We start from the raw sequence: 11,203 nt of genomic DNA on the forward strand, positions 1-11,203 counted from the left end.
CGTTCTCATGATCGCACCTGAAATGTAGAATGATATAGGAGTGATATGAGAATGTACCAAGACACCAGACCGCTTGACTTCCACGCATTAGGCCGGGAGATCAAGCGCAAGAGAGAGGCGAAAGGCTGGACACAGGAATACCTTGCACAGCTTGTAGACCGTACCCCTCGTTCCATCATGTATTTTGAGAACCGGGGCCAGCATCCGAGCCTGAACACCTTTTACCAAATCGTCACCCTGTTGGACATTTCCGTAGACCAGTTCTTTTATCCTGATAGGCAGAACGGCGAAAGCGACTGCCGCCAGCATATTGACAGGCTACTCAATACAATGGACGAAAAGGAATTGACGGTCATGGAGGCCACAGCAGAGGGACTACAAAAAGTCAGAGAAACGGAGGTCAAGTAAGAGGGCCTTCGTTTTTCTCGTTTTTAGGGGGCTTTTCGGGGGGTGCCGCTAAATGGCAAGCAATGCTTCTGTGGCCACAGAAGCTATTTTTGACATTCCGGCCTTGCGGCCAGAACGCAAAAATTTGCTTGTAGGGGAGCCTCCCCAAACCCGGTGCTTCGGGCCAACTTGGCCCGAAGTGGTGGCGTCGCTTCGCTCCTTATGCGTCACAGTCCCTAACGCTCCTGTTCCTTCTTTCTGCCCGGCTCCGAGTAGCCCAACAGATAGTCAATGTTTGCCTTGATGGTCGTGACCTCCTGCATATCCGCCTTGGCCTTACGGTACTCGGCGTAGAGCTTCTTTTTCTGCTCGGCCAACTTGCGGCCTTCCTCTTTGAGTGCGTCCATCTTGGGGAGCTTGCCGCCGTCCAAAATGCGCTTGAAGTCAGCGCAGGCCGCCCGGTAAAGCTCAATATCCGCCTCATGCTCCGCAAGAAATTTCCTGCTGTACTTGCTGGCCTTGTACTTCTCAAAGACAGGCCGGGTCTTGGCATACTGCACCGTTGCCGCCTTTAATTCCATGTTGGTATGGAGGGCTGCTTCGGTGCTTTTGATTTGGTCGGACAGCTTGTGAAAACGCTCCGCCGCCGCTGTGGCTTTCTGCTCCAACTGTTCGTAGTCTGTCAGGCCGTTGTCCTGCAAGTAAGCAAGAGCGGCGGCCATCTGCTTGAGATTGAACACCTTGGCCCAACGCTCATATCCGGGGCCTTTCCCTTGGAGCCGGGATTGAATGTCAATAGCCAGACTGACCTTCTGGCGGGGCTGTCCGGGCCGTTGACGGGAGCCGGATATAGCGGCCCGTATATCCGCTTCACCGTAGCCGTCCCCGAGGGTATCAGAGCGTAGGCGGGTAAACCGCTCCTGACCGGGAGCCCGAAAGCTGACCGCTCCCCGACGCTGCTTGACCTCATAGCCTGCCTGCTCCATCAGGGAGAGAAATTCCGGAAAGTCGGCGGGCCTCTTGGCAAGGGCGGTATCAATGACGGCCCGCAGCCTGTCCTGATAGGTCAACGGCCTTTTCCGTCCGGCCAGCCATTCCCCGTAATTCCGAAACTTGCCCTTGCTTCGGGGCTTGGGATTTTCCACGATAGACAATCCGTTTTCCAGGCACAGGCGGTCAGAGAGCCGCCGCAGGGCAAAGGACGAGCCCCAAAAGTTGCGGAATTTCCGGGTACAGTCAAGGGTCGTGGAATTGTAGTAGATGTGCGAGTGAATATGCTCCTTGTCCGTGTGGGTCGTGACGATGAAGGCATGACGGCCCTTCGTCCAGCGCATAGCCAGCTCATAGCTTACCTGGTTTGCTTCTTCCGGGGTGATCTCTCCGGGATAGAAGGACTGACGGATCTGATAACACAGCACATCCTCGCCTTGCTTTTGCTCCCGGCCCGTCATGGCCTTGTAGCTGGCCTTTGCCAAAAAGAACTCGGCGGCCACCGTGGCCGGGTCGCACTCATAGGAAGATATGTATTTTCCGTTTTCCGTCTTTTCGGGATTTTTTCCATAGTCCAGGCAATCCCGGATAGCTTCGGATATGCTTTCTCCTTCGTTGGCGTGGCGTTGCAGTAAGGTGGTCGTTGCCAGAGAAAATCCCTCCCTTCATAAAGAACGGCGGCCCCACCGAGCCGCCGTCAGTTTGTTTTACTTCGGGCCAAGTTGGCCCGAGGTTGTCAGCTTGTGATGAACTGGCGCAAAGAAAGGTTCAGACTGTCCAGCCCCGTGATAACAACTCCGGTCACCGCCTGCAAGCCATAGGGGGAAAGCAGGAACGCAATCCCCAGATAAATGACGCCGCCCACCGGATAGCTGATGAAGAACAGCCCCACGCCCAGCAGAGCCATGATGACCGAGGCCACCGTCAGGAGGAAGGAGGACAGGGAGAACAGGAACAGCAGGACGGCCACAAGGACAGTCAGTAGCACCACAAACGGCGCAGCGATTAGTTTCAATAATAGTCTCATAGGTTCAGCTCCTTTCTATCATCTTTCCACCTATATTTTACCATGCGGGCATAGGGTCAACAATGTTGTAGACGGTTAGTAAATCTTGTCCCTATTTTTTCAAATTAAGAAACGGATGGTTGAATAACACCATCCGTTTCTTAAGTATATTCTATTTTTCTGTTTGGGTGGTTTGTTCAACTAATTGAGCCTTTTGTTTCTCAATTAGCCTCGAATAAACCGTGTATGCAACATTTTGAAAATAATCAATATATGAACTCTGGTCGCTCGCGGGCAAGGGAGACAAATGTTCTATACCATCATCCTCAAGTTGATATGTCTTTACAATGTTAATTTTTAAATCGGTTTGCTTAAAATTTACATCGATTACAATCGTTATGGGAAGTGTTTTGTGCGAGAATTTGTAACTCATACTTGAAAAAATAAAACCTTGAGCCATACATTCCTTCACAAAATCATTGTTTCTCAACCCATCACCTTTTAAAATCGCACTGCTGATTCCCGAAAGCCGTCCAGTTGGTTCAGAAGCGTCAATTTCACTTGACAGAGTCTCGTCATTTTCGTCATCAATGGTCTTTTCATCTTTGTTTACAGTAACATTAATAATGTCCGTTAGTTTCCATTCTTTATGAGAATATGCTCCGAAATCATCAAAGAAATCTACTTTGTGTGCCTTTAAAAGGCTTGCTAAAGTTATTCTTTTAAGGCCAAACACAGCCTGTTCACTATCTTCTTGAATCATTTCATCCAGTAACGAAACAAACTGTTTTGATTCAGACATTCCTTCGTGCCGTATGCTAACTTTATATTTCTGTGAATCATCTTCTAATGGAGAAATTGTAACATCCAAAGTAACCGTTCGCGTTTCAGCAATTTTGATACGTCCTCTTTGAGGTTTTTTATAAATATATTGCAATGTTACATTGGATTGATTTCTGGCTATGTTTTTTAATGTATACTTAGTATTTGAAATACGGCCTTTATTAACAAATTCATCTGCTATGCTCGTCAAAAAATCTTCTTTGGACTGTTCGCTTTTAGGAGAGATTATGACAACTGTAGATTTCAAATTGTTTTGTTCGAAATTCATAACCTCTTGCATTTTTGTCATAGTATCAGAGCCAAAGAAATGATGGTATATTAAATCAGAAAGAACCTCTGAATTAGTGCATACAGGAAGAATCCCTTTTTGCCGTAAAACATATTTGACGCTTTGTGCGTTAATTAGTTTATCTTCTATTAACTTTTTGAGGTCATCCCCCTTAACAAAGGATTGAACTGCCATTATTCTCGCCCCCTTATGACTCATAATAAATTCTTGATAGACGACGATTGTCCATCAGAAAATATTTGAAAGTTTTTTTGTTTGCAAACATCTTTGTGAAGGATTCTTTAATGTGATCTATGTCTTGCTCTGTTTCAGGATAAAAGTAGAAATGAACTTCTTGATATCGATCACTTCTCGATTCTAATTGCAATTCATTAATCATATCCTGTAAGTACTTTAAAGAATCATCTGTAACATGCTCAAAACAAAATAATGCCTTTATATCAACCTTTGTTGTGCTATTTTGGTCAGTCACATTTTTAATATAGGAGGCCAAAATATAGTCTGAAAACAAATATGTTGGAGTGACAACAGGTGAACGGTCCCATGTAGAACCACCAATAGATGGATATATAATGCCAAAGCTATTCTCAACACTGTTTTGTTTGATTTTGGCAATTTCAGCATTGAAAGAATGCCATTTTTCGAGCCTACTATTATCCGCAAGATAAATCATAAGCGGATGACGACGTCTAGGAACTTTAATTTGGGAAATGCTATTTAATGCACGTTCCGTCTCATATTTATTATCGCTTGAATTATATAATAAAATTCCACCAATCAAAGTGTACTCTTCTAAATATGTAGTTAAAATAGGAGATGTTGAAGCGCATTCTATAGTATTGCACAACTCCTCGACCCATGTTGACAAATTACTTGGAATAAAGTTAGACCATTCGCGGTGTTTGCATTCTATTACAAAGGCTTCTTGGCGCTTAGTGAAAGGATTATAATACCCTGCTAATATATCCACACCATGAGTTTTTTTATCTGAAGATTTTGCATTCTTATGTGCAGTTCTTATACAATCAATCTGAACATCTTGAGCCAAAATCTTCCAATCCAGATGTTCAAAAATAGAATTTCCATAGTGTTCTAATTTCTTGCCAATTCGTTGACTGAGTTCGCCCATTAATTTTCACCTCCATTTAGCAATATTTGATGGAGAAACAATATTTCTTCATCGTCCAGTGAGGAACGAGATTTATAAACAGTAACTCGGCCCTTTGCTGTAATCCGGAGTTTAATTGAGCTATTATCGCAGAAAAGAATAATAGTCATACTTGAGATTTTATCATTGTATTTCTGTAGTATAGAAAACGCATCACCATACGACGAAAGATCTACAGTAAAATTGCCAACAATATCTTCTGTAAAAAGGAAATCCTGAAAACACACCTTAGAAACCTTTAACTTGTAACCTTTTAATCTTTCTAACAGCATGTTAATCGTAATTTCAACGCTATTGATAGAGATAGGTTTTAACAGGTTTGATAACTCGAATACTAACTTGTTTGCCGAGGTTTTGTTCCCCCAGATTTCCAAATAATTATCTGTAATACTGAAAGAAATAACATTTGCCTTAGGAACTATTTTAGATTCAAAAACCCTCTGTTGCGGGTTATAATAGGATTCCTGGGCGTTTTGGACAATAACATATTCGCCTAGCAGTTCATTGCTGCTGATTAATTCCAGATTGAAATAGGTATTTTCATCTTCTGGATAATCTTTCAATCGTAAATATATTGATTCCACATTGATTTCCGCCGATGAACACAGTTCATATATAAAAATACTGCTGGAAGCCATTGAGTTACCTCCTTTAAAAAAATTGTCAGAATCTACAACTGATTTAATTATACGACGGCATGGGAAAGTTATCAATGTATAGTAAGCAAAATTCATCATCTAAATAGAAAAAGGAGGGCGACAGGCCAGGCCCGCCACCCTCATCTTACTTTTCCACCAGCACAGACAGCTCCATGAGCACATCGGACACCTGCCCCCACAGCTTTTCATAATCCCTCTGGAGCCCGGCGATTTCCTCCGGGTACACGCCGAAGGTGTTGGCATGGATGGCTACCTGATTGAGATTGTTGGCGCACCGCCGCTGTAACGAAACCAGTTCCCGGACAGGGGCAAGGTCTACATGGAGAATATAGCCATTCAAGGCCATCTTTCGCATATAAGCACCGGCGTTGGTAATGCCCGCCTCGGCCATGCGCTCCTGTATCTGTGCCAGCTCGTCCGCCGTCACCATCACATGAAGGTGCCTGTCACGCTTGCGCCGGGCCGTCAGCGTTCCTCCCGTTCCCGGCTACGTTTGTGGGCGGGCGGCTCCTTCACCTTGTCCAGTTCCTTTTTCTCCGGCCCCTTGGGAAGCGGCGAGGGCGGCAGGTTGTTCAAAATACCGTCCAGCATATTGTCGTTCTGTTCCTCGGAAAGCTCGGCAGTATGCAGATAATTGTCCTTCTCGTTCATGGTTCCTCCTTATCTGTCCTCATGGGACTTGTTGTGTTTGGTCTTGTCAGGCTCCTTGGGGGCCTCCAATCTGCGGGCCGCCTCCTTGAGCTGGGCCGTGATGGAGGGCCGGGCTGCCCGGTCAGGGTTTCCCGGCGCAGGGCGCAGCTCGTAATCGTCCATCTGCTTATCCGTCAGGGGCTTCAAATAGGCCAGTTCGCCCCATGCCCGCATGGTGCTGCCCTCCACCGTGCACCGCTCGTCAAAGTTGATGATCTCCACAGGTGCATTTCCGGGCGGCTTCGGGAAGGTGCCGAGGTCAACGGGCCGCTGGGTGGAATAGTAGCGGTAATACTCCGCTGGCTTCTGGCCCCCGGTGCGCTCCTGCACCTGAAACAGCTCTTTGTAATCATCAATGCGCTTGGCGAAGTCCTTTTCCGCTATCTGGCCGTCGCTGTGATAATGGCCCCAATAATAGTCCCGCTGGCCGTTCTCCGTTTCGGTAAACTGCCATGTGACAAAGGGACTGGGGGCCGCCTCGTTATAGCCCAGGGCAAAGCCCCGGCCGTTATCGAAGGTGGCGGACTTCAAAATCTCATAGCCTTGGTTGTTTTCTATGTGGTTTCCTCCTTTCCAGCCTCGGGCCAAGTTGGCCCGAAGTGCATGAATGTTACGAAATACCCGGTCAAAACGGGGCAGAAGGTATTAGGGTATTCCGCCCCGGAAAACAGGCGGGAAAAGCCCCGGAATACCGGGCTTTTTCTTCGGGCAAATCGTAACAGGTCTATCCGTTTTTCAGCCGCTTTTTTCTCATGCGCTCCCGGCTCCTTCTGCGGTTTCCCTCGGCCTTGCAGGCGTCGGAACAGTATGCTTGCCGTCCCTCCGGGAGAAAGGGCCTCCCGCAAACGGCGCACAGCCGGGTATCCGGGGCCGGGCCGTCCTCGCAGATGGAGGCCATCAGCACCGGGTCAAGGGGAAGAACGGCCTCCCGGAAGTAGCGGCAGTAGGCTCCCGTCCAGCATTTCCCCAGCATATAGCACTCACAGTCCAGCGGCAGGCAGCCATACTCCCGGTCATAGTTGGCGCACATCTCCGCGACCAGTTTGCGGATACCTTTTCGCTCGTCACGGGACAGCTCCCGACACATCAGGACTTCGGGCCAACTTGGCCCGAGGTACGGAACTGCTTGCGGCATCGGCCCTTCTGGCTTCTGCACTCCTTCAGGTAGCGGCACCCGGCACAGCGGTCAGCGCCGCCACGGCCCGGACGGGGGATCTCTTTCATCATCTTTTCATAGGGGCTGTTGGTGAAATTCATTCCTCGTCCTCCGTTTCTTCCTCAACCGCCATATCGCCGTAGGGGTCGTTCTCGTCATAGTCGTAATCGTCCTCGTCCAGATCCGGGGCCTCATGCTTCGGACGGTAGACCTTGAAATAATAGGCCGCTCCGCCGCCTACCAGCAGGACAGCCGCTACCATCAGGAGATTGCCAACAGGAAATCCTGCATCTTTTTCAGGTTCGGGTTCCGGCTCGGCAACAGGCTCCGGGTCAGGCTCAGGCTGTGTGACAGGCTCCTTGACCTCGGGTTCCTGGTCGGCTTCGGCAAGGGCCAACAGGTCTTTTTCCGTGACAGCGTTCAGAAAATACACATTTTCCTCGGTGCGCTGACGGTCGATGACCAGATAAAAGACATTCTCGCTGGGGGTGGTGATGGTGAAAAACTCCTTGCCGTCCTCGTCGGTGGCATTGTCCACCACCGTTCCCGTCCCATCCGGGGTGAAGGGCTTGGCAACGGTTTCCGTTGCAGCATGCGGCGTGGTTTCCTCTGCGGGCTCGTCACTCTGGGCGTAGGCCGTGACGCTCATACAGGTAAGAGAAAACAGGGCGGCGGTCAAAACCGCGGCCCTGCGAAACAGCTTATTCTTCATGCTCGGTATCCTCCTTTGCTTCATCGGGCTTCGGGCCAACTTGGCCCGAGGTGGTGATGGTGGGGTTGCTGAAAAAGGCAGCCAGCTCGGAGGGCGTCAGTTTCAGGGAGCGGACAGCCTGAACGATCATGCTGTTTTCTTCCTCCTGACGCTGTTTCTCCAAGTCCCTGACCTTGGCCTGCCATTCGGCGGCCTTCTCCCGGGCCTTGTCCAGCTCCTTATCGATTTTTTCAAGTTTGGTCATATCGTCGCTCCTTTCGGGAAATCAGTTCAAACGCCCAAAGGCGTAAAAGTGCTCCTGCCAGTAGTTTGTATTGATACTGGCGTATTTGATGGGGTCGCTTGCGTGGATCATCATGCCGTCGCCTACATAGATACCCACATGGGAAACAGGGCCGTCGCAGTCATAGGTTTTCGTAAAGAAAATTAGATCTCCGGGCCTTGCGTCAGCGGGTGATACATAGGCGCATTGATTGAAAATCCCTGTTGCCGTGGTGCGGGGCAGGTTGTGGACGCCGCTGGCCGTATAGACCCAGCAGACAAAGCCGGAACAGTCGAAGGAGGTAGAGGGGCTGGAGCCGCCCCACACATAGGGCCAGCCCAGGTACTTTTCCGCCTCCGTAATAAGGGCCGCAAAGGCAGGGTCAGAAAGAGCTTCGCCCGGTACGGTATAGTCACTTCCGGGGTCATAGCTGCCACCGCCCGTGTAAATGTCATCCCACAGATAGGGCTTGTTGCCTTTGAGCTCCAAGGTAATGTCGTAGATTTCTTTCTGCTCGGCATCCAGCAGGGAGTTCACCACCACAGGCAGGGTCTTGTTCTGGAGCCGCACATGGAGAATGTAATACTCATACGGCACCTCGTAGGTATCCGTATGGGTGGTTCCGTCCTCGTCCGTCCATGTGTCCGTTTCGGTGCGGTAGCGTATCTCCACTTCCTCGGTCAGCGTCAGCTTGTACTGCGCCTCAAACAAGGCCCGGAGCTCACCCTGCACATTTTCACGGGTATAGGTGCGGAGCTTGGCAATCAGGTAGGAGGTCAGTTCATAGGGGTTGTGGCCCAGCTCGTCCACCTGATAGCGGTACTCGTCATAGCCGGGGTGGGTGTGCTCAATGTTGGCGATCTTCTGCCGGAGCTTGTTTTCAAGAGCCGTATAGTCCTCGTTGGCCCCTAAAATATCCTCGTCCTCGGCGGTGTAAGAGGTGCCGACCACGGCGTTCATCATGCCAGTACCCAGCGAAGGGAGGGCGGAAAAGACGGAGTTCAAAATCAGAAACAGGCAGAACAACAGCAGAATGATGATTACTCCGCTTTTATGGCGGCGCACGAACCGGGAGGCATAGGTCACCGCCTTTTCGGTGGTAGTGGCCGCCGCTCCCGCCGCCTTGGCCCCCTGTCTTGCAGCCTCCCGGGCCTGCTTGGCATACTCCCGCTTGATTTTCCATTTCTGGGCCATGCGGGAAAGGAAGCTGCTTTGAAACTCCGGGTGCTCCTGCGCCATCTGCTGGTAGTGGAGGTTGGCATTGGCCTTCATGGTCTTGTGTTCCCATTTCTCCACCTGCCGGGCCGGGTGCTCCCGGATACGCCGCTTGGTGTAGCGGGTGGCCTTATGCACTCCGGCCTCCGCCAGAAGCTCGGCCTTGTGGGCGCTCTCCACACCCACATTCTCATGCTCGACCTCATGTATTTTGCGGTGGGTGTAGGCCCATACACCTGCCCCCGCCGCCGTTGCAGCCCGCTGGGGGAGGCCGGGCGGCTTCTGGGGTTTCTGCTGGGCCAGCTTTTCCTTGGCGGCTTCCAGCTTGACAGCAGAGTGTTCGGCCTTGGCCTCGGCCCGTTCCTTCTTTTTCTCCTGCTTGTCCTTCCTGGCCTTTTGGGCGTCCTGTTCCTCATGGGCGGTATCCCTGCGGGCCTCGTCATCCTGACGCAAGCGGGAGGACGGCTTTTCCCGTTCCTCGTCCTGCCGGAATTTCCCGCCGCCCGCTGGCTTCGGGCCAACTTGGCCCGAGGTGGGCTCCCCGGCCTGACGGGTCACTTCTTCCTCGGTAAAATGGAGCCGCCCACGCTTGACCCGCTTTCCGGGCGGCCCGCCAGAGTGTTTTGCGATAGAAACGACCTCCTTTCTCTGGACATGAAAAGAGCCAGTCAATATCGCTGGACATTGAACTGGCACACCTCTTTGTTGAATTGCGGCTGTGAAATCGGGCGATACTGGCCCGGCCCCGTCCGCATGGTAAACCGCAAGTCCCCGTCCTTGGGGTAAGATAGCCCCGCATACTCGGGATAGGCCCGCAGGATACGCTTTGCCTCCTTGGTAAGCGGGTACAGGTAACGGAACATTCGGCCATTGATCTTTTCAATACCCTTGTACTGGCAGTAGCCATAGGTCAGCCAATGCCGCCGGGCTACGCCGTCAAAGGCAGCGTTTTCTTCCAGCAGAAGCCTTGCACTTCTCGGGTGTATCTTTTCCCCGGTCACGCTGTCCCGGTAGACGCTGGTGGTGAAGCTCCCGCAGTATCGGAAGTTGCTGGCCTGATAGACATAGCCGCATTTCCCCATGATACCGTCTGCCAGCGTATAAAGGAAAAGAAAGTCTGTGTTTTCCCGGAGCCACTTCACAAGGGCCGAAATGACAAGGCTGCCAAAGCTCTTGGTGCCGTTGTACTCGGGAAGAAAGCACATCTTTCCAATTTCGATATAGTCCGCTGTCACCAGCTCATGCCGGGGAAAAATCTTTCGGATTGTCTGCAAGGGCTGTGTTCCCCAGCCCAACACCACCACACCACAGAGGCGGCTGTCCACGAAAAAGCCTAAATGGTACTTGTTGAGCCGGGGCATGACCTTGGAATAGTGGTACTGCCGGATAAAGGACACCGCCTGTTCTTTGGGTATCTCCCGCACCGTCAACCGGAGCTTCGGGCCAACTTGGCCCGAAGCGGTCTTACTCATTCTGCGCCTCCTTTTCCTCCGGGCGGGTAGTCATAATGGAGTAGAGCTTGGTATTCTTCGGGAAACGGTCAACAAACGGAATGGTCACATTTCCGAAAAACAACAGCCCCTCGCCGGGATTGGAGTGGGTCACATAGGAAAGCTGGTGCGGGCTGATACCCAACTGTTTGGCAAGTATCTGCCTGTCTCCCTGCGCCTGCGACAGAAGCACCATAAAGTCGGAGTTTTATAGTGATAGGTAAGCCCCTGATATCATCTCAGGCTTTTCCCCCACTTCACACCGTGCATGCGACTTTCACCGCACACGGCGTTCCATCGGTTAGTAGATTTCGTTGTCTAAACAATCAAACCTGT

Annotated in this window: 14 protein-coding genes and 1 pseudogene; 1 reads left to right on the forward strand and 14 read right to left on the reverse strand. The window is 50.8% G+C overall.

Going from position 1 to position 11,203, the window contains the following annotated elements; translation table 11 throughout:
• Positions 1–45: 45 nt before the first annotated feature.
• Positions 46–408 carry a helix-turn-helix transcriptional regulator gene (locus FYJ39_RS15440; protein ID WP_330634438.1) on the forward strand — a complete coding sequence of 121 codons (363 nt, stop codon included), beginning with the start codon at positions 46–48 and terminating at the stop codon, positions 406–408.
• Positions 409–623: 215 nt separating this feature from the next.
• On the opposite strand, the gene FYJ39_RS15445 is transcribed toward FYJ39_RS15440, so the two are convergent.
• The 14 genes and pseudogenes from FYJ39_RS15445 to FYJ39_RS15510 form a co-directional block, all read right to left on the reverse strand.
• On the reverse strand, positions 624–1,967 hold the full coding sequence (locus FYJ39_RS15445; RefSeq protein ID WP_456236693.1) for a relaxase/mobilization nuclease domain-containing protein: 1,344 nt from the start codon (positions 1,965–1,967) through the stop codon (positions 624–626).
• A gap of 146 nt (positions 1,968–2,113) precedes the next feature.
• The gene (locus FYJ39_RS15450) at positions 2,114–2,404 is read right to left on the reverse strand and encodes a CD1845 family protein (protein WP_154473343.1); all 291 of its coding nucleotides are present in this window, start codon (positions 2,402–2,404) and stop codon (positions 2,114–2,116) included.
• A 151-nt stretch (positions 2,405–2,555) separates the two neighbouring features.
• On the reverse strand, positions 2,556–3,689 hold the full coding sequence (locus FYJ39_RS15455) for a hypothetical protein (protein ID WP_154473344.1): 1,134 nt from the start codon (positions 3,687–3,689) through the stop codon (positions 2,556–2,558).
• A gap of 13 nt (positions 3,690–3,702) precedes the next feature.
• Positions 3,703–4,644, reverse strand: coding sequence for a hypothetical protein (locus FYJ39_RS15460; RefSeq protein ID WP_154473345.1), 942 nt, complete (start codon positions 4,642–4,644; stop codon positions 3,703–3,705).
• Positions 4,644–5,321 carry a hypothetical protein gene (locus FYJ39_RS15465; RefSeq protein ID WP_154473346.1) on the reverse strand — a complete coding sequence of 226 codons (678 nt, stop codon included), beginning with the start codon at positions 5,319–5,321 and terminating at the stop codon, positions 4,644–4,646. Before FYJ39_RS15465 ends, FYJ39_RS15460 begins: the two co-directional genes overlap by 1 nt.
• 145 nt (positions 5,322–5,466) lie before the next feature.
• Positions 5,467–5,811 carry a plasmid mobilization protein gene (locus tag FYJ39_RS15470; RefSeq protein WP_195633398.1) on the reverse strand — a complete coding sequence of 115 codons (345 nt, stop codon included), beginning with the start codon at positions 5,809–5,811 and terminating at the stop codon, positions 5,467–5,469.
• The gene (locus FYJ39_RS15475; protein WP_154473347.1) at positions 5,808–5,993 is read right to left on the reverse strand and encodes a DUF4316 domain-containing protein; all 186 of its coding nucleotides are present in this window, start codon (positions 5,991–5,993) and stop codon (positions 5,808–5,810) included. Before FYJ39_RS15475 ends, FYJ39_RS15470 begins: the two co-directional genes overlap by 4 nt.
• Before the next feature lie 9 nt (positions 5,994–6,002).
• Positions 6,003–6,620, reverse strand: coding sequence for a defense against restriction DarA-related protein (locus FYJ39_RS15480; RefSeq protein WP_154473348.1), 618 nt, complete (start codon positions 6,618–6,620; stop codon positions 6,003–6,005).
• Between the two features lie 136 nt (positions 6,621–6,756).
• Positions 6,757–7,167: a cysteine-rich VLP domain-containing protein gene (locus FYJ39_RS15485; RefSeq protein ID WP_330634437.1), complete on the reverse strand. Its 411-nt coding sequence runs from the start codon at positions 7,165–7,167 to the stop codon at positions 6,757–6,759.
• A 118-nt stretch (positions 7,168–7,285) separates the two neighbouring features.
• Positions 7,286–7,900, reverse strand: coding sequence for a DUF4366 domain-containing protein (locus FYJ39_RS15490; RefSeq protein ID WP_154473359.1), 615 nt, complete (start codon positions 7,898–7,900; stop codon positions 7,286–7,288).
• Positions 7,890–8,144: a DUF4315 family protein gene (locus tag FYJ39_RS15495; protein ID WP_118572179.1), complete on the reverse strand. Its 255-nt coding sequence runs from the start codon at positions 8,142–8,144 to the stop codon at positions 7,890–7,892. The genes FYJ39_RS15490 and FYJ39_RS15495 overlap by 11 nt, the downstream gene beginning before the upstream one ends.
• 21 nt (positions 8,145–8,165) lie before the next feature.
• Positions 8,166–10,073, reverse strand: a complete 1,908-nt coding sequence (locus tag FYJ39_RS15500) for a CD1108 family mobile element protein (protein WP_407923855.1) — start codon at positions 10,071–10,073, stop codon at positions 8,166–8,168.
• A complete protein-coding gene (locus FYJ39_RS15505) occupies positions 10,046–10,849 on the reverse strand; it encodes a Mom family adenine methylcarbamoylation protein (protein WP_154473349.1) in 804 nt (267 codons plus the stop codon). The genes FYJ39_RS15500 and FYJ39_RS15505 overlap by 28 nt, the downstream gene beginning before the upstream one ends.
• Positions 10,842–11,075: pseudogene (locus FYJ39_RS15510) on the reverse strand (hypothetical protein); the annotation flags it as partial. The pseudogene FYJ39_RS15510 and the gene FYJ39_RS15505, both read right to left, overlap by 8 nt.
• Between the last annotated feature and the right edge of the window lie 128 nt (positions 11,076–11,203).

Origin of the sequence: Clostridium porci (genome assembly GCF_009696375.1) — a bacterium.
Lineage (GTDB): Bacteria > Bacillota > Clostridia > Lachnospirales > Lachnospiraceae > Enterocloster > Enterocloster porci.

Bases quoted from the DNA above. Each gene is read 5' to 3' on its own strand.
- FYJ39_RS15440 (WP_330634438.1), top strand. From the start codon at position 46: ATGAGAATGTACCAAGACACCAGACCGCTTGACTTCCACGCATTAGGC.
- FYJ39_RS15450 (WP_154473343.1), bottom strand. From the start codon at position 2,404: ATGAGACTATTATTGAAACTAATCGCTGCGCCGTTTGTGGTGCTACTG.
- FYJ39_RS15455 (WP_154473344.1), bottom strand. From the start codon at position 3,689: ATGGCAGTTCAATCCTTTGTTAAGGGGGATGACCTCAAAAAGTTAATA.
- FYJ39_RS15460 (WP_154473345.1), bottom strand. From the start codon at position 4,644: ATGGGCGAACTCAGTCAACGAATTGGCAAGAAATTAGAACACTATGGA.
- FYJ39_RS15465 (WP_154473346.1), bottom strand. From the start codon at position 5,321: ATGGCTTCCAGCAGTATTTTTATATATGAACTGTGTTCATCGGCGGAA.
- FYJ39_RS15475 (WP_154473347.1), bottom strand. From the start codon at position 5,993: ATGAACGAGAAGGACAATTATCTGCATACTGCCGAGCTTTCCGAGGAA.
- FYJ39_RS15485 (WP_330634437.1), bottom strand. From the start codon at position 7,167: ATGCCGCAAGCAGTTCCGTACCTCGGGCCAAGTTGGCCCGAAGTCCTG.
- FYJ39_RS15490 (WP_154473359.1), bottom strand. From the start codon at position 7,900: ATGAAGAATAAGCTGTTTCGCAGGGCCGCGGTTTTGACCGCCGCCCTG.
- FYJ39_RS15495 (WP_118572179.1), bottom strand. From the start codon at position 8,144: ATGACCAAACTTGAAAAAATCGATAAGGAGCTGGACAAGGCCCGGGAG.
- FYJ39_RS15505 (WP_154473349.1), bottom strand. From the start codon at position 10,849: ATGAGTAAGACCGCTTCGGGCCAAGTTGGCCCGAAGCTCCGGTTGACG.